The 15,303-nt window shown below is 70.7% G+C and carries 13 protein-coding genes; 6 read left to right on the top strand and 7 right to left on the bottom strand.

Annotated elements, in window-relative coordinates; genetic code table 11:
* Nucleotide 1 precedes the first annotated feature (1 nt).
* From asnB to JYJ93_RS16920, 6 genes are all read right to left on the bottom strand, one after another.
* Nucleotides 2-1,972, bottom strand: a complete 1,971-nt coding sequence (gene asnB / locus JYJ93_RS16895) for an asparagine synthase (glutamine-hydrolyzing) (protein ID WP_206792532.1) — start codon at nt 1,970-1,972, stop codon at nt 2-4.
* Nucleotides 1,973-1,979: 7 nt separating this feature from the next.
* Nucleotides 1,980-2,228 carry an acyl carrier protein gene (locus JYJ93_RS16900; RefSeq protein ID WP_206792534.1) on the bottom strand — a complete coding sequence of 83 codons (249 nt, stop codon included), beginning with the start codon at nt 2,226-2,228 and terminating at the stop codon, nt 1,980-1,982.
* Between the two features lie 109 nt (nt 2,229-2,337).
* Nucleotides 2,338-2,934 (bottom strand): acyltransferase, encoded by a 597-nt coding sequence (locus JYJ93_RS16905; protein ID WP_206792536.1) that lies wholly within the window; start codon nt 2,932-2,934, stop codon nt 2,338-2,340.
* Nucleotides 2,931-3,473, bottom strand: coding sequence for a DapH/DapD/GlmU-related protein (locus tag JYJ93_RS16910; protein ID WP_206792537.1), 543 nt, complete (start codon nt 3,471-3,473; stop codon nt 2,931-2,933). The genes JYJ93_RS16905 and JYJ93_RS16910 overlap by 4 nt, the downstream gene beginning before the upstream one ends.
* Before the next feature lie 3 nt (nt 3,474-3,476).
* Nucleotides 3,477-4,340, bottom strand: a complete 864-nt coding sequence (locus JYJ93_RS16915) for a hypothetical protein (RefSeq protein ID WP_206792539.1) — start codon at nt 4,338-4,340, stop codon at nt 3,477-3,479.
* A 134-nt stretch (nt 4,341-4,474) separates the two neighbouring features.
* Nucleotides 4,475-5,965 carry a mechanosensitive ion channel family protein gene (locus tag JYJ93_RS16920; protein WP_269012503.1) on the bottom strand — a complete coding sequence of 497 codons (1,491 nt, stop codon included), beginning with the start codon at nt 5,963-5,965 and terminating at the stop codon, nt 4,475-4,477.
* Between the two features lie 84 nt (nt 5,966-6,049).
* Here JYJ93_RS16920 and holB point away from each other — a divergent pair, with 84 nt between their 5' ends.
* The 5 genes from holB (at nt 6,050) to JYJ93_RS16945 (ending at nt 12,126) form a co-directional block, all read left to right on the top strand.
* Nucleotides 6,050-7,084, top strand: coding sequence for a DNA polymerase III subunit delta' (gene holB, locus JYJ93_RS16925; protein ID WP_206792543.1), 1,035 nt, complete (start codon nt 6,050-6,052; stop codon nt 7,082-7,084).
* Nucleotides 7,081-8,397, top strand: a complete 1,317-nt coding sequence (gene holA / locus JYJ93_RS16930; RefSeq protein WP_269012501.1) for a DNA polymerase III subunit delta — start codon at nt 7,081-7,083, stop codon at nt 8,395-8,397. The genes holB and holA overlap by 4 nt, the downstream gene beginning before the upstream one ends.
* A gap of 24 nt (nt 8,398-8,421) precedes the next feature.
* The gene (locus tag JYJ93_RS16935) at nt 8,422-8,871 is read left to right on the top strand and encodes a hypothetical protein (protein ID WP_014398053.1); all 450 of its coding nucleotides are present in this window, start codon (nt 8,422-8,424) and stop codon (nt 8,869-8,871) included.
* Nucleotides 8,872-9,209: 338 nt separating this feature from the next.
* The gene (locus JYJ93_RS16940) at nt 9,210-11,108 is read left to right on the top strand and encodes a M4 family metallopeptidase (RefSeq protein WP_206792545.1); all 1,899 of its coding nucleotides are present in this window, start codon (nt 9,210-9,212) and stop codon (nt 11,106-11,108) included.
* Between the two features lie 130 nt (nt 11,109-11,238).
* Complete coding sequence (locus JYJ93_RS16945; protein WP_206792547.1) at nt 11,239-12,126, top strand: patatin-like phospholipase family protein; 888 nt, start codon at nt 11,239-11,241, stop codon at nt 12,124-12,126.
* Nucleotides 12,127-12,141: 15 nt separating this feature from the next.
* Here JYJ93_RS16945 and JYJ93_RS16950 read toward each other — a convergent pair whose 3' ends face one another.
* Nucleotides 12,142-12,936, bottom strand: coding sequence for an NRDE family protein (locus JYJ93_RS16950; protein ID WP_206792549.1), 795 nt, complete (start codon nt 12,934-12,936; stop codon nt 12,142-12,144).
* A 109-nt stretch (nt 12,937-13,045) separates the two neighbouring features.
* Here JYJ93_RS16950 and metG point away from each other — a divergent pair, with 109 nt between their 5' ends.
* Nucleotides 13,046-15,172, top strand: coding sequence for a methionine--tRNA ligase (metG, locus tag JYJ93_RS16955; RefSeq protein ID WP_206792551.1), 2,127 nt, complete (start codon nt 13,046-13,048; stop codon nt 15,170-15,172).
* Nucleotides 15,173-15,303 lie beyond the last annotated feature (131 nt).

The raw sequence follows: 15,303 nt of genomic DNA on the forward strand, positions 1-15,303 counted from the left end.
CTCACGCGGCCTCCAACTGCACGGCATCCACGTCTGCCTGGGGCACGGGCTTCGGCTTCAGGAAGTGATGCGCCAGCAACTGCGTGGACGCCACGGCGAACAGGGCCATGGTGTCCGCCTCACTCTCCGCCGAGTTCGGTGCCCGCAGCTTCGCGACCAGCCGCTCCACCTTGCGCGCGTCGAAGACGCCCGTCGCCGACACCGCCTCTGGAGCCAGCAGCTCGCGCGCCCAGGTGGGCGCATCCGGGCCCACCAGCGCTCCCGCGATGGGGGCTCGGTACGGGAACTTGCTGCGCTCCAGGATGGACGCCGGCACGCGGCCCTTGGCGAAGCGCTTGAGCAGGTGCTTCTCGTCCAGGCCCCGGAGCCGCAGCCGCTCCGGCACCCGCGCGGCGAACTCCATCACGCCCGTGTCCAGAAAGGGGAAGCGCCCCTCCACCGCGTTGCCCAGCAGCATGCGGTCGCCCTGCGCGGACAGGAGGTAGCCCGACAGCAACGTCCGCGCCTCCAGGTACTGGGCCCGCGCCAGGGGCCGCCACTTCGCCACCGCGTCCGGCACCGTCGCGAGCACCGACGCCACCGGATCCTCGTCCGCCACCTTCGCGGCGAACTCCGGCGCGAGGAAGCGCAGGATGCGGCCGCTGTTGCCCCACCGCACCATGTGCGAGAACCCGAGCGCGTCCGGCGTCTCCAGCCCCGTGCCGAAGAACTCGCGCAAGAGCTCCACGTTCTGCTGGCTCACCGACAGCGTCGGATACAGCCGGCGCAGGAGCAGCGGCCGGTACTTCGAGCCCGGCTGGCGCGCCCAGAACTGGCGCACCTTCGTCTCCTTGAAGAGGTCGTAGCCGAGGAACATCTCGTCCGACCCTTCACCCGTCAGCACCACCTTGATGCCCTGGTCGCGCACCCACCCCGACAGCCGCAGGAACGGCGCGGGCGCGGAGCGCATCATCGCCTGCTCCGCGTGGAAGATGACGCCCGGCACCAGCGCGCCAATGTCCCCATCGCGCATCTCCACCACGCGGTGCTCGGTGCGCAGTTGCTCCGCCACCGTCGCCTGATGCGCGCGCTCGTCGAACCGCGCGTGCGCGAAGCCCACGGAGAAGGTCCGCAGCGTCCCGCCCAGCTGCTCCTGCGCCAGCGCGCACAGCAGGCTGGAGTCCAACCCACCCGAAAGGTACGCCGCCACCGGCACGTCCGCGCGCAGCCGCAGGCGCACCGCCCGGTCCAGCACCGCGCCCAGTTCCTCCAGCAGCCGGGGCGCCTCCACCGCGTCCGGCGTCACGCCGAAGTCCAGGTCCCAGTAGCGCTGGAGCGTCAGCGTCCCATCGCGCCACTTCGCCACGTGCGCGGGCGGCAGCAGCGACACGCCCTCGAAGGACGTGCGCGGCGCCACCGGCGCCCAGAGCTGGAACGTCTGCTTGAGCCCCCGAGCGTCCAGCACCGGCGTCACCAGTCCGCCAGCGAAGAGCGCCTTCGCCTCCGACGCGAACGCCAGATGCCCTTGCGGCAGCCGCGCGTAGAACAGCGGGCAGATGCCCACGCGGTCCCGTGACATCCACAGCGTGCGGTCGCGCGGATCCCACAGCGCGAAGGCCCACTGGCCCTCGAAGCGGCGCACGCAGTCGATGCCCCACGTGAGGAACGCCGCGAGGATGACCTCCGTGTCCGAGCGCGTGCGGAAGGCATATGCCCCCGACAGCTGCTCGCGCAGCTCCACGTGGTTGAAGATTTCGCCGTTGAAGACGACCGTGAGTCCGGTGGCCTCGTCGCGCATGGGCTGGTGACCGGAGGCCAGGTCGACGATGGACAGCCGCGCGTGCCCCAGCGCGGCGCCGTCCAGGAGCAGGGCCCGCTGCGCGTCCGGCCCCCGGTGCTTGATGCTGGCGGTCATGCGGCGCAGGCGGTCGGCGTGCTGCGCCGTGCCCGATGCGTCACCCGCCGGGAAGGTGAACCCCGCGATGCCGCACATGGGCGTCTCAGCTCGCCTTCGCCAGCGACTGCTTGCGGTCCACGAAGGCCACCACGCGAGCCAGCGAGTCCAGGTTCTCCGGCACCAGCTCCTTGTCGTCGAGCTTGATGTGGAACTCCGTCTCGATGAAGGCCACCAGCTCCATCATCCCCGTGGAGTCGATGAGGCCCTTGCGCAGGAACGAGTCGTCGTCCGCGAAGTCGTCCACGAAGAAGGTGTCGACGATGAAGGTGCGAAGCGTGTCACGCGTGCTCATGGATGGGGTCCTGTCGTTGAAGCGGGAAGTGGGGTGTGGAGGGGGATGCGGAAAAGAACGCGCCCGGCACGTTTTGCTGAGCGCCGGGCGGAAGCGGGCACGCGCGCGGTCAGGTGCCCGTGGCGTCGCGGGCCACCAGGTCCAGGCTCATGCTGCGCGCCGGGTTGCCCATGGCGAGCGAATCCGGGGGGACGTCCTGGGAAACGATGCTGCCGGCGGACACCACCGACCGTGCACCGATGCGCACGCCCGGTAGCAGGATGGCGCCGTGGGCCACCCAGACGTCGTCCTCGATGATGATGGGCGCGATGCGCTGGCCGTCCCGGTCACTCACGCGCACGAACGACGCGAACATGCACCGGTCGCCAATCTGCACCGACTCCCAGGCCTCCACCGACGCGCCGTAGTTGAACTGGGTTTCGTTGCCCACCAGCAGGCGCGCGTGCTCGTAGCAGACCACCGACGTGGGCAGCATGCCGCCCAGGAACGTCAGCTTGTCGCCCAGCTCCGCGTGGCCGTCGTTGCGCGCGCTCACCGGGCCATACGCCGCCACGTCGCGGCCCATGCGGAAGTCGCGGAACAGCCAGCGCGCCCGCGCCACGGCCACCACGCGCTCGGCGCGCGGAAACACCTCCGTGCGCACCATCTGAAGGCCCGCGCGCGCCAACTGGAGCGCCTCGGTCCGGGAGGGGAGGGGGGGCTTCATCGCGGCACCTCGCGCCGCAGCACGCGGGCCGGAGAGCCGCCCACCGTCACGCCCGGCGGGATGCGGCGGGAGATGACCGTGCCGGAGGCCACGCTCGCGCCCTTCTGCAGGTGCGTGCCCGGCAACAGGATGGAGCGGCTGCCCACCGTGACGCCTTCCTCCACCACCAGCGGCACCGACCGCGGCCGCTCGTGCCGGTTGCCCCGGACCGGGTGGTACATGTTGTCCATCAGCTTGCACCACATGCCCAGGCGGCTGCGCGCGCCCACCGTCACGCACGACTGCGCTTCGATGGAGCTGCCTCCCTCGATGGTCACGTCGTCCTCGATCACGATGCGTCCCCCCCGCTGCGCGTGCAGCTCGATGGGCGCCATCCGCGCGTCGAACACCACGCGGTTGCCCACCTGGACTTCGCCCTCGCCGTGAATCCAGACGCGCCCCCAGACGGTCGGGGTGGCGCCCACCGCTTCACAGCGGCGCAGCTTCAAACGCGCGACGGTCGGCCCCAGGCCGAGCATCATCATCAACGGAACGCGCATGGCTCAGGGCCCGGCCTTCGCGGAGGCAGCGGCTTCCGGCAGGGCCGCCAGGAACGTGACGAGCGCGGAGGCCACGCGCGCCTGTCCCTGCGCGTTGAGGTGCCCGCCGTCATCCGAATACGCCGGCACCATCGCCGGGTACGCGCGGCCGTTGACCTCGTAGGTCTCACGGCTGCCGTCCGGCTGCGACGACTCCAGCGCCGCCAGGTCGAACAGCGGCTCCTTGCCGCCGTAGGTCTGCCGCATCAGCGCGTTGAACGCCTCGCGCGACACGTTCTCCCCCACGCCGTACACCGCGCGTCCTCGCAGCTCGTTGAACCAGGCCTTCGCCCCGCGCTGCACCGTCGTCAGCGGCGCGGTGACGTGCACGAAGGTGACGCCCGGGTGGCGCGACTTCAGCCCCGCGAGCGTGTCGCGGTACTTCTCGAACAGTGCCTTCGCGTCCGTGCTGGAGGTGAAGTCGATGTAGCAGAACTTCACCAGCGCCACGTCCACCTGCTTCGCGACGCCGCCATCCAGCAGCTGCGCGAAGTGCGCGAGCTTCGTCTCCGGCTGCTCGTTCTGGCCCACGAACGCGTGCGCCAGCGTGCCCGGCGCGATCGTGGCGTCCGCGTCCTTCACCTCCACGATGGCGGGCGTCTTGGAGCCCGGCGCGTTCGGCAGGGCCCGCACGCCGTCCAGGATGTTCCCGCCCACCGACTGGTGGCCAAAGAAGACCCGGCGGTGCGTCAGCCGCTCCAGGCCCGCGACCGCCGCGTCTGGCTTCACCTGGGCCGTGGCCGCCGCGCTCTGGGGCAGGGCCATCAGCAGCGCGCCGGGAAGCAGCAGCGCGCCCAATCGCGCGGGGAAGCCACGAATGTCTTGCATGTGTGAACCTTTAGACCTTTCAGGCTCCGAGCGTCAAAGTCCATGGCGTCGCGCCTGGATGCATGCCTTCCAGGCCGCCACGCAGCGTGTCGCAGAGGGTCGTGATTGCCCCGGATGCCGCCGGGGGAAAGCCGCTATTCGTGCTTGAGGCCGAAGAGCGAGCGAAGCCTTCCGAGGATGCGGCCCGCCTCGGGTGAGTGGTCCGGACCTCCACCGGAGGCCTGGGCCACGGCGCGCAGCTGGGTGCGGCGCTGGGCGAGGAGCGCGGAGAGCTGCCGCGCGAGGCCGGGATGGTCGGAGAACAGGCGCGCGAAGGTGGGCCGGTCCAGCTCCAGCAGCACGGAGTCCTGGAGCGCCACCACCGTGGCGGCGCGAGGCTCGCCGGTGAGCAGGGACATCTCTCCGATGTACTGGCCCGGCCCCAGCCGCGTGATTTCGGACTGGAGCGTGCCGGCGCGCACGCTGACCTCGCCGGAGGCCACGACGTAGAAGGTCCCGCCCTCGTCGCCCTCCTGGATGATGCGCTCGTTGCGGCCGAAGCGGCGCACCACCACCTCGCACCGCAACTGCTCCAGCTTCTCCGGGCCCAGCGGCGCGAAGAGGTCCACCTGGCGCAACAGGTCGCGCACGGTGTCGTCCGCCAGCTCGCCGCGGCGGTGCTTCGTCTCGCGGCGCAGGGTCACCGTGCGCTGGGCGTGGGGCAGCTCCAGTCCCTCGCGGCGCAGCCGGTACCACAGCCGCGTGTGCAGCTCCTCCTTCACGGTGTCCGACAGCGCGAAGTCATTGAGGAACACGCGCACCATGTACTGCGCGTTGGAGTCCGTGAAGGCCACCGTGCGCGCGATGGGCGGCGGCTGCACCAGGACCTGGGGAATCTCCCGGGCCACGTCCAGCAGCGCCTGCTTCACCTGGTTGGGCGGCGCGTCCAGCGACACGCCCACCTGCATCTCGATGCCCACGGGCTCGCGGTGCTGGGTGAAGTTCTTCACGTGCTCCTTGCCCACCATGCTGTTGGGCAGGGTGATGACCTCGCGCCGGAAGTTGGCGATGCGGATGGAGCGCCACCCGATGTGCACCACCCGCCCGGTGTGCTCGCCGATGCGGATGAAGTCGCCCACCTCGAAGGGTCGGTCCAACTGCAACGACAGGCCCGCGAAGAGGTTGCCCAGCGTCTCCTGGAGCGCCAGACCGATGACCACCGTCAGCACCGCGGTGGACGCGACCAGGCCCGCCAGGTCCAGGTTGAGCTGGCTCTGGAGGATGGGGACGGTGGCGAGCGCGTACAGCGTGAAGTCGATGACGTCACGGAGGATCTTGGGCGTCGACACCGGCGAGCGCATCCGCACCAGCTTCAGCGCGAACGCCACCCCGGCCCGGATGACGCCGTAGGCGAACGTGAGCATCCAGCCCACGCTCACGAACTTGCGCAGGCCCTCGGGCGTCGAGGCCTCCGGCAGGAGGCGCGACACCAGCCGCAGGGCCAGGAAGGCGACCAGCATCCGCACCGCGCCGCGCAGGTCGTCGCGCAGGTCCGGGTCCTGGGTGGACCGCTGGATGCCCAGCAGGAGCACCGTCAGGATGGAGCCCGCCAGCAGGGGAAGGTAGCCTTCGAGGAAGTTCAACACGCTGAGGCGAATCAGACCGGTGGCGCGCGCACGGGTCAAGGTGGCGGTTGACGGGTGGGCCCCGAGCGGGGATACACGCCCCCCATGACGCTTGCCTCGGTGCAGGGACAGCCCCGCGCGATGGACGCGCTCCAATCCGCCCTGCGGTCCGGCTCGGTGCATCACGCCTACCTGTTCGCCGGGCCTGAAGGCGTGGGCAAGGAGCTGGCCGCGGTGGGGCTGGCCCAGGCCCTCACGTGCCCGGAGGCCCCGGAGGTGGGCTGCGGCAGGTGCGCCAGCTGCGTGCGCATCGCCAAGGGGCTGCACCCGGACGTCACCTGGGTGATGCCGGACGACGAGCGCGTGTCGCGAGGACTCGCTGGCCGCTCCGACTTCACCGGCACGCCCAGCCGCGAGCTGCGCGTGGAGCAGATACGGCAGCTCCAGGAGCGCCTGGCGCTGCGCGGCCTGGAGTCCAAGCGCAAGGTGGCCATCCTGGTCAGCGCGGAGCAGATGAACGTCCAGGCGCAGAACGCGTTCCTCAAGACGCTGGAGGAGCCGCCCGCGGAGACCACCCTCATCCTGGTGGCGAGCGCCATGGACCGGCTGCTGCCCACCATCCGCAGCCGGTGCAGCAAGGTGTACTTCGGCCCGCTGCCGGTGGACCTGGTCGCACGGCACGTGCAACAGGAGCGCAAGCTGGACGCGGACACCGCCGCCCTGGCCGCGGTGATGTCCGGGGGCAGCCTGGGCCGTGCGCTCGCGCTGGACGTGGACGCGCTGAAGGAGCGCAAGGACGTCCTCACCGCCTTTGAAGGCCTGAGCGGCGAGGACATCCCGGCGCTCCTGCGCTTCGCGGAGGCGCACGGCGGCTCGCGCGAGGACGCGGACACGGCGCTGGAGCTGCTCATCCTGTGGACGCGGGACGTGTCGCTCGCGAAGGCCGGGGCGCTGGATGCGCTGGCGAACCGCGACCTGACGGCGCTGGCGCAGGAAGCGGCGCGGCGCACGTCGGAGGCCGCGCTGCACCGGCGGCATTCGCTGCTGGAGTCGGCGCGCACGGCCATCGGTTCGCGCAACGGCGCGCCCCGGTTGCAGCTGGAGCGGCTGCTCATCGAACTGTGCGTGGAGGCCCGGTGAGCGCGGACATGGACGAGGTGCTGGCGGAGGTGAAGGGCGGCAAGGTGTGGCCGCTGTACCTCCTGTGGGGCGAGGAGTTCCTGGTCAGGAAGGGCGCCGACGAGCTGGTGAAGACGCTGGTGCCGGACGCCGCCATGGGGCTGAACCTCGCGGTGCTGGACGCGGCCTCCCCGCGCGAGGTGGCGCAGGAGCTGGCCACGCTGCCGCTGTTCCCCGGGCGCAAGGTGGTGCTGGTGCGCGACCCGGAGTTCCTCGCGCCCAAGAAGGGCAAGGGCGACGCGCTGGCCAAGGCGCGCGACGCGTGGAAGGCGGGCAAGCGCAAGGAGGGGGCCCGGCGGCTCCTGGCGCTCGCGGGCCGCGCGGGCTGGGGCGTGGATCAATTGGATCCCCGCGTGCCCGGCGCGCCCACGGTGGAGCAGTGGAAGGAAGAGCTCAACGTGGACCTGGCGGAAGCCGACCTCGCCTTCCTCCAGGAGGCGGCGGCCTTCTGCCGTGACGAGCGCATCAGCGCTCCGGAAGGGGACGCGTCCGCGCTCCTGGAGCTGCTCCAGAAGGGCGTGCCGCCGGGGCACGCGCTGGTGCTCGCGGCCACGGACGTGGACTCGCGCAGCCCGCTGCTCAAGTTCGCGCAGGACAAGGGCCGCCTCTTCGAGCGCAAGGTGGCCGCGCGCCACAAGGACCTGGACCTCAGTGAAATCTCCAGGGAGTTCCTCGCCCCCTTCAAGAAGAAGCTGGGCCCGGGCGCGCTGGAGGGACTGAAGGAGCGCATCGGCGGCAACATCCGGCTGCTCCAGTCGGAGCTGGAGAAGCTGGCCGTCTACGCGGAGGGGCCCACCATCGAAGCGCAGCACGTGGCGCTGCTCGTGCACCACGCGCGCGAGGAGGAGTTCTTCGAGCTGACGGAGGCGCTCCAGAAGCGCGAGCTGCGCGACGCGCTCTCCTACGCCGAGGACGCGATGGGGCAGGGCACGCACGCGCTCCAGTTGCTGGGCGCGGTGGCGTCCATCGTCCGCTCGCTCCTGGAGAACCACGCCTGGCTGGAGAAGTACGCGGGCGGCCAGCCGCCGCGCACCGGCCGCGACGTGGAGGCGCGCATCCTCCCCAAGCTGGAGGCCGAGCTGAAGGCCTCCAAGCGCAAGACGCCCAACGCGTGGGCGCTCGCGTTCGGCATGCAGGCCGCCGCCCGCTACGAGCGCCGCGAGCTGCTCAACGCCCTGGTGGCGTGCGCGGACGCGGACCTGGCCCTGAAGTCCTCCGCCAGCGGGAAGCTCGTCATCGAGCGGCTGTTGTGGACGGTGTGCACCCGCGCCTGAAGGGGCCGGGCTGAAGGAGCCGCCATGGCGGACAAGCGACGCTTCGACCTCTTCGCGGACCTGCTCGTCACGCGCTTCCCCCAGGCCCTGCGCGTCTATGACATCGCCGGAGGCATGGGGAAGCTGAACGAGTCCCTCACCCAGCGCGGGCGCACCGTCACCACGTTCGACCTGCGCCACAAGCACCTGCCCGTGAAGTACGCCCAGCGGCTCTTCACGCTGGAGGAGCCCTGCGAGGCGGAGCTCGTCGTGGGCATGCACCCGGACGGCGCCACGCGGATCATCATCGAGTACGCCGCGCGCCACGGGCTGGGCTTCGCCGTCGTCCCTTGCTGCTCCGACAATGGGATGCCCTACAAACCGTGGATGCGGCACCTGGCCGACGTGGCCCGCGACGCCGGCTTCACCACGGTGGAAGAGGCCGCGCTCCCCATGGATGGACGCGCGCGGGTGCTGCTCGGCGTGTGGCGCTGACGCACGCCGCGCGAATTCAGGGCCATGCTTTGTGTACCAAGAAAAAGCCGTCAAACTTGGATTGTCTGAATAGAGGACACACCCTCATGGGGACTGTCATGGTTCAGGACAGCCGCCCGCTCGCCCATGAATCCCCAGGGATTCCATGGGGTTGTGCCAGGGGTGTAACGAATGCTTCCACATTACAGAAGATTTACTGGGCGCTGATGTGCCAGCCGTTTTTCAGCGCGTTCCAGTACTACGAGGCATTTCGCGGACTTAATGAGTTGGCCTGAAGAATGCTGAAAGGAGCGCTGTCCCGGCGACCACCCCCTTTGCGCCGGGCAGGAGGCAGTACCTTGGTTCGCACCCGTTTCGTTTCAGCCCTGCTGGCCTTCCCCCTCGTCGCTTGCGGCGTCGGTGAGACGGACTCCAACACGCAGAAGGATCAGCAGAAGCCGGATGAAGTCGCGGAAGTGCAGAACGCCCTGAGCGTGATTCCGGGCGCGCAGATCGTGGGCACCAACCCGGATGGGACGCCGCACACCATCCAGGGCCGCCTGGGCCAGGCGGACCGCCCGCTGACGGGCTTCGCCGCCGCGGACGTGCACACGGCCATCGCCGGGTCGCTGCCCTCCATCGCCTCGCTCTTCCGCCTGAACGCGAACGACCTGCAGGTCCGCCGCATCAACGTGGATGACCAGGGCGTCTCGCACATCCGCTACGCGCAGACGCTGAACGGTCTGCCGGTGGTGGGCGAGGAACTGGTGGTGCACGTGGACAGCTCGGGCGCCATCTTCGGCGCGAACGGCTCCGCCCGCTCCGGCGGCTCCGTGTCCGCGCGTCCGCTGGTCGCCGCGGAGGCGGCCCAGACGGCGGCGCTGCGCGACACGCAGGGCACGGGCCTGGCCGCGGAGGGCGCGCGCCTGGTGTACGTGAAGTCCGAGCAGGACGGCCGTCTGCACCTCGCCTATGAGGTGAAGGTGACGGGCGACAGCAACCTGATGCCGCTGCGCGACCGCGTCTATGTGGACGCCATCAACGGCGCCACGCTGCTGCGCGTTCCGGAGATCCACACCGCGCTCAACCGCAAGGTGTACAGCGCGAACAACGGCACCACCACCCCGGGCACGCTCAAGCGCAGCGAGGGCGGCGCGGCCACCGGTGACTCGCATGTCGACACCAACTACAACATGCTGGGCTACACCTACGACTGCTACAAGGTGCTGTTCAACCGCGACTCGCTGAACAACGCGGGCACGGCGCTCATCAGCACGGTGCACTACAGCCGCAACTACGTGAACGCCTACTGGGACGGCACCCAGATGGTGTACGGCGACGGCGACGGCGTGAACTCCATCGAGCTGGGCAAGGACGCGGACGTCACCGTCCACGAGCTGACCCACGCCGTGACGGAGTACGAGTCCAACCTCACGTACTCCGGCCAGTCCGGCGGCCTCAACGAGGCGATGTCCGACACGTTCGGCGCCGTCTGCGAGAGCCGCGTGAACAGCTGGAGCACCGCGGCGGACATCTGGAAGGTCGGCGAGGACGTGTGGACCCCCGGCACCGCCGGTGACGCGCTCCGCTACATGGACGACCCGGCGAAGGACGGCGCGTCCAAGGACTGGGCGGCCAACGTGACGTCCAGCACGGACGTGCACTACAGCTCCGGCGTGCCGAACCTGGCGTTCGCGCTGCTCTCCAAGGGCGGCGCGCACCCGCGCCGCACGGGTGGCCCCACGGTGACGGGCATCGGCGTCGAGAAGGCCGCTCGCATCTGGTACTACGCCAACACCAACCTCTTCACGGCGAGCACCACGTTCGCGCAGGCCAAGACGTGGACGGTCCAGGCCGCCGCGGCCCTGGGCTACTCCGCGGCTGACCAGGCCTCCGTGACGGCCGCCTGGGAGGCGGTGGGCGTGGGTGGCACGGTCACGCAGCCGACCTGCACCGCGCTGACCAACGGTGTCGCGAAGACGGGCCTGTCCGGCGCCACCGGCTCCGAGACGCTGTACTGCCTCGACCTGCCGGCCTCCAAGGCGTCCACCTACGTCATGAGCGGCGGCACGGGCGACGCGGACATGTACATCAAGTTCGGCTCCGCCCCGACGACGACCTCGTACGACTGCCGTCCGTACCTGTCCGGCAACAACGAGACGTGCAGCGCGGCGGCGAAGGCCTCGTCGGGCAAGATGTACATCATGCTGCGCGGCTACTCGTCGTACAGCAGCGTGTCCCTCAAGGGCACGTACTAGTCCCTCGCGCGGGTCCGGCGTGAGTCCACGCCGGGCCTCGTGAAGGTCACCTTCCGCCTCCGGGGCTCCAGTCCCGGGGGCGGTCGTGTTTCTGGGGTAGGGTGGCCCGACTTCGCGCGCGGGAGGATGCATGCGGCGGTTGGGCGTGGTGTGGCTGACGGTGTTGCTGGCTTCCGGGGCCCTGTCGTGCCACCGGGACACGCGCGCTTCGCGCACCTGCGTGGTGCTGTCGGTGGGCGGCACCAAGGGGCTCGCGCACGTGGGCGCGCTGGATGCGCTGGTGGCCCGGGGCGTGCCCATCGACTGCGTGGTGGGCAACAGCATGGGCGCGGTGGTGGGCGGCCTCTACGCGTCCAGGCCCGGCGCCAACCTGCGCCAGCGCTACCATTCCTTCTTCACCGCCTACGAAGAAGAGACGCGGAAGGTCGCCGCGACGCGCGGCGCGGTCGGTGCCGCGGTGGGCCTGCTCGCGGTGCTGGTGTCGGGCGGCGCGCTGGGGCCGGCCGTGGCGGCGGGCGCGCTGGGCGCCGCGGGTGGCGCGGCGACCGTGCCCCCCTTGAGCCATGAGCGCTTCACCCAGGTGCTGGAGCGCTTCTACGCGGGCGCGCGCGTGGAGGAGCTCCCCGTGCCCTTCGCCACCTTCCACCAGGAGCCCTTCGCGGGCGGCATCCGGCTGGTGACGGTCACGCGCGGCCCGCTGTCGGAGGCCGTCTCCGCGAGCGCCGCCAACCCGCTCCTCTTCAAGGACGCCACGCTGGAGCGGATCGACCCGGGAGCGGACCGCGTCGCCGCGACGCCCGTCCATGACGCGTGTCAGCTGTTCCCGGGCGCGCGGCTCATCGCCATCAACGTCACCGGTGAGCCGGCGTTCTACCGCTCCGACCTGGGCTGCGACGTGCGGGAGGTCCGCGTGGACGTGGCCATGCCCCCGGTAGAGGCCTTCACCGGCCGGGGCCCGGCCTTCGAGGCCACCTACGACGCGGGCCGCGACGCGGTGATGCGGGCGCGGCTGGACTGAAAGACGACAGGCCGCTCAAGGCGCCGCGAGCAGGCCCGTCACGTCCCGCCACCCGCCCTGGCAGGGCGCGATGTCCGTGGCCAGGTAGTGCCCCACGCGGCCGGGCCCGAGCGCGACGATGGCGGACGAGCGCGTCCCGTAGCCCTCCGTGTGGATGCACAGGGCTTGCAACTGCTGGAGGAAGTCCGCGGGCAGGCCGTCCTCGGAGAGCGGCCCCGTCGCGGACTCCCGGGGCGGCAGGGCATGATCGGCCAGGGCCGCCTGGAGCCCCGTCACCAGCTCCGGCCACGGGCGCGTTGCCACGCCTTCCGCCAGCGCGTGCGCCCGCCGCACCTTGGGGAGCGCCAGGTTGTCCAGGTTGTCGTTCGGGAGCACGTGCGCGCCGTCCGGGACGTCCTCGTGCAGCAGGCGCTCATGGCCCGGGCGCGCATAGGCCACCCGCAGGGTGCGCGCGTCTCCGTAGAGCAGGTTGAAGGGCAGGAACTCCGGGGCGGGCAGGGTGCCGAGGTAGCGCTCGATGGCCTCCACCGACCCGGCCTGCAGGGCGCGCAGCACCACCTCGCCCCGGGAGCGGGGGGCCAGGCCCAGGCTCCGGGCGCCGCGCTGGTTGGTCAGGGCGACGATGACTCCCTCGTGGGTGACCCCCATCCACGTGCCGCCCCGCTCCACGTCCTGGCCGCCCACCACGCGGGGGGACTCGGAGAGGACCTTCGGCCCGTGGGCCGGACGCGCGTAGAACTCATCCCGGTTGGCGGCGAGGACCAGCGGCCACTCGGGGTGGACGTTACGGAGGATGAGGACGGTGCACATGGCGTCCGGTCGATAACATCCCCCTTCGCGCCATGCAGCGCCCGGCCTGCATGTTGGCGATGACCTCGTATCCCCGAGCGGCTATGGTCCGCCGCCCTCAGGAGAGTCCATGGCGGAGAGAATCCTCGTCACCAGCGCCCTTCCGTACGCGAACGGCGCCGTCCACCTCGGCCACGCCGTCGAGTACATCCAGACGGACATTTACGTCCGCTTCCTGCGCTCGTGCGGCCAGGACGTCGTCTATTTCTGCGCGGACGACACGCACGGCACGCCCATCGAAATCAACGCCGCGAAGCAGGGCATCCCGCCGGAGCAGTTCGTCGCGCGCTTCCACGACGAGCACCAGCGCGACTTCCGCGACTTCGACATCCGCTTCGACTACTTCCACTCCACCAACTCGCCGGAGAACCGCCACTACGCGGAGCTCATCTACGGGCGCTTGAAGGACGCGGGCGACATCGACCGCCGCGACATCGAGCAGACCTACTGCGAGAAGGACAAGCGCTTCCTGCCGGACCGCTTCATCCGGGGCACCTGTCCCAACTGCAGGGCCACGGACCAGTACGGCGACGCCTGTGAGAAGTGCGGCAAGACGTACAACCCCACGGACCTCATCGACCCGAAGTGCGCGCTGTGTGGCACGCCGCCGGTGCGCCGCAACTCCGTCCACCTGTTCTTCAAGCTGTCGCGGCACGCGGACTTCCTCCAGGAAGTGCTCAAGCGCCCCGGCTTCATCCACCCGGGCCTGGCCGCCCAGCTCCAGGGTTTCTTCGAGAAGGGCCTGGCGGACTGGGACATCAGCCGCGACGGGCCGTACTTCGGCTTCGCGATCCCCGGTGAGACGGACAAGTTCTTCTACGTCTGGCTGGACGCGCCCATCGGGTACATCGCCACGACGGAGAAGTGGGCGAAGGAGTCGGGCCGCGTCCCGGACGCGCTCGCGTACTGGGGCAAGGACGCGCCCACGCGCATCGTCCACTTCATCGGCAAGGACATCGTCTACTTCCACGCGCTGTTCTGGCCCGCGGTGCTGAACGTCGCGGGGTTCCACATCCCCAACGAGATCAAGGTGCACGGGCACCTGACCGTGAACGGGGAGAAGATGAGCAAGAGCCGCGGCACCATGGTGGCCGCGCGTGACTACCTGGACCTGCTGGACCCCAGCTACCTGCGCTACTTCTACGCGGCCAACCTGGGCGCGGGCGTGGAGGACCTGGACCTCAACCTGAAGGACTTCCGCCTCCGGGTGAACGGCGAGCTCGTCAACAACGTGGGCAACCTGGCCAACCGCGCGCTGTCGCTGCTGGCCGGGCCGCTGGAGAAGAAGCTCGCGCCGGGCCGCGCGGAAGGGGCGGGGCGCAAGCTGGTGGAGGACGCGCTGGCGCGCGTGCCGGAGGTTCGCGAGGCGTTCGAGAAGCTGGAGTACCGCAACGCCATCCGGGTCATCACGGAGATCGCCTCCACCGCGAACGCGTTCCTGCAGACGGCGGCGCCGTGGGCGCTGGTGAAGAAGGACGCGGAGGCCGCGCGCGCGGACCTGTCGGACGCGGCGGACGTGGCGTACCTCTTGGGCGCGCTGCTGGCGCCAGTGACGCCGCGCGTGTCGGAGAAGCTGTTCGCGCAGCTGGGGGCGGAGCCGCTGACGTTCCAGGCGCTCGCCACCGCGAAGTACCCGCTGCTCGACCGCACCCGTCCGCTGGGCACGCCGGAGCCGCTGTTGCCCCGGCTGGAGGAGGAGCGCGTCAACGCCATCATCAAGGTCCCCGCGGGGACGCCGGCCGCCGAGCCCGTGAAGGCAGGCGGCAAGGACAAGAAGACGGAGAAGAAGCCCGTGGAAGCGAAGACTCCCGAAGCGGCGCCCACCACGCAGGCGTCCCCTGGCGCGGGGGCGGCGGAAGGCGCGCCCGCGGCCGACATCGAGTACGCGGACTTCGCCAAGGTGGTGCTGAAGGCGGGGCGCATCGTGGCCGCGGAGAAGGTGAAGGGCGCGGACAAGCTGCTCAAGCTGGACGTGGACCTGGGCGAGGGCACGCCGCGCACCATCGTGTCCGGCATCGCGGAGGCGTACGCGCCGGAGGCGGTGGCGGGCCGACGCGTGGTGGTGGTGGCGAACCTGAAGCCGCGCAAGCTCAAGGGCATCGAGTCGCGCGGCATGCTGCTGACGGCGGGCTCGGGCGGCAAGGACCTGTCCCTGCTGGATCCGGGTGATGTGCCGCCCGGCGCCGAAGTGAAGTAACGCGAGCGGTGGCATCCCGGGCGGCGGCTGCGCTCCCGGGATGCCAGCTGTGCGCGCGCACGCGGGCGCAGGGTAGGGCGTCAGTCGGAATGGCCACCCGCTCCGAAGCGATGGGGTGCGGGAGTGGTTTC

Origin of the sequence: Corallococcus sp. NCSPR001, assembly GCF_017309135.1 — a bacterium.
GTDB lineage: Bacteria > Myxococcota > Myxococcia > Myxococcales > Myxococcaceae > Corallococcus.

Coding starts and splice junctions, on each gene's coding strand:
- JYJ93_RS16935 (WP_014398053.1), top strand. CDS start 8,422: ATGGCGGACAAGCGACGCTTCGACCTCTTCGCGGACCTGCTCGTCACG.
- JYJ93_RS16945 (WP_206792547.1), top strand. CDS start 11,239: ATGCGGCGGTTGGGCGTGGTGTGGCTGACGGTGTTGCTGGCTTCCGGG.
- JYJ93_RS16900 (WP_206792534.1), bottom strand. CDS start 2,228: ATGAGCACGCGTGACACGCTTCGCACCTTCATCGTCGACACCTTCTTC.
- JYJ93_RS16915 (WP_206792539.1), bottom strand. CDS start 4,340: ATGCAAGACATTCGTGGCTTCCCCGCGCGATTGGGCGCGCTGCTGCTT.
- asnB (WP_206792532.1), bottom strand. CDS start 1,972: ATGTGCGGCATCGCGGGGTTCACCTTCCCGGCGGGTGACGCATCGGGC.
- JYJ93_RS16910 (WP_206792537.1), bottom strand. CDS start 3,473: ATGCGCGTTCCGTTGATGATGATGCTCGGCCTGGGGCCGACCGTCGCG.
- metG (WP_206792551.1), top strand. CDS start 13,046: ATGGCGGAGAGAATCCTCGTCACCAGCGCCCTTCCGTACGCGAACGGC.
- JYJ93_RS16950 (WP_206792549.1), bottom strand. CDS start 12,936: ATGTGCACCGTCCTCATCCTCCGTAACGTCCACCCCGAGTGGCCGCTG.
- JYJ93_RS16905 (WP_206792536.1), bottom strand. CDS start 2,934: ATGAAGCCCCCCCTCCCCTCCCGGACCGAGGCGCTCCAGTTGGCGCGC.
- holB (WP_206792543.1), top strand. CDS start 6,050: ATGACGCTTGCCTCGGTGCAGGGACAGCCCCGCGCGATGGACGCGCTC.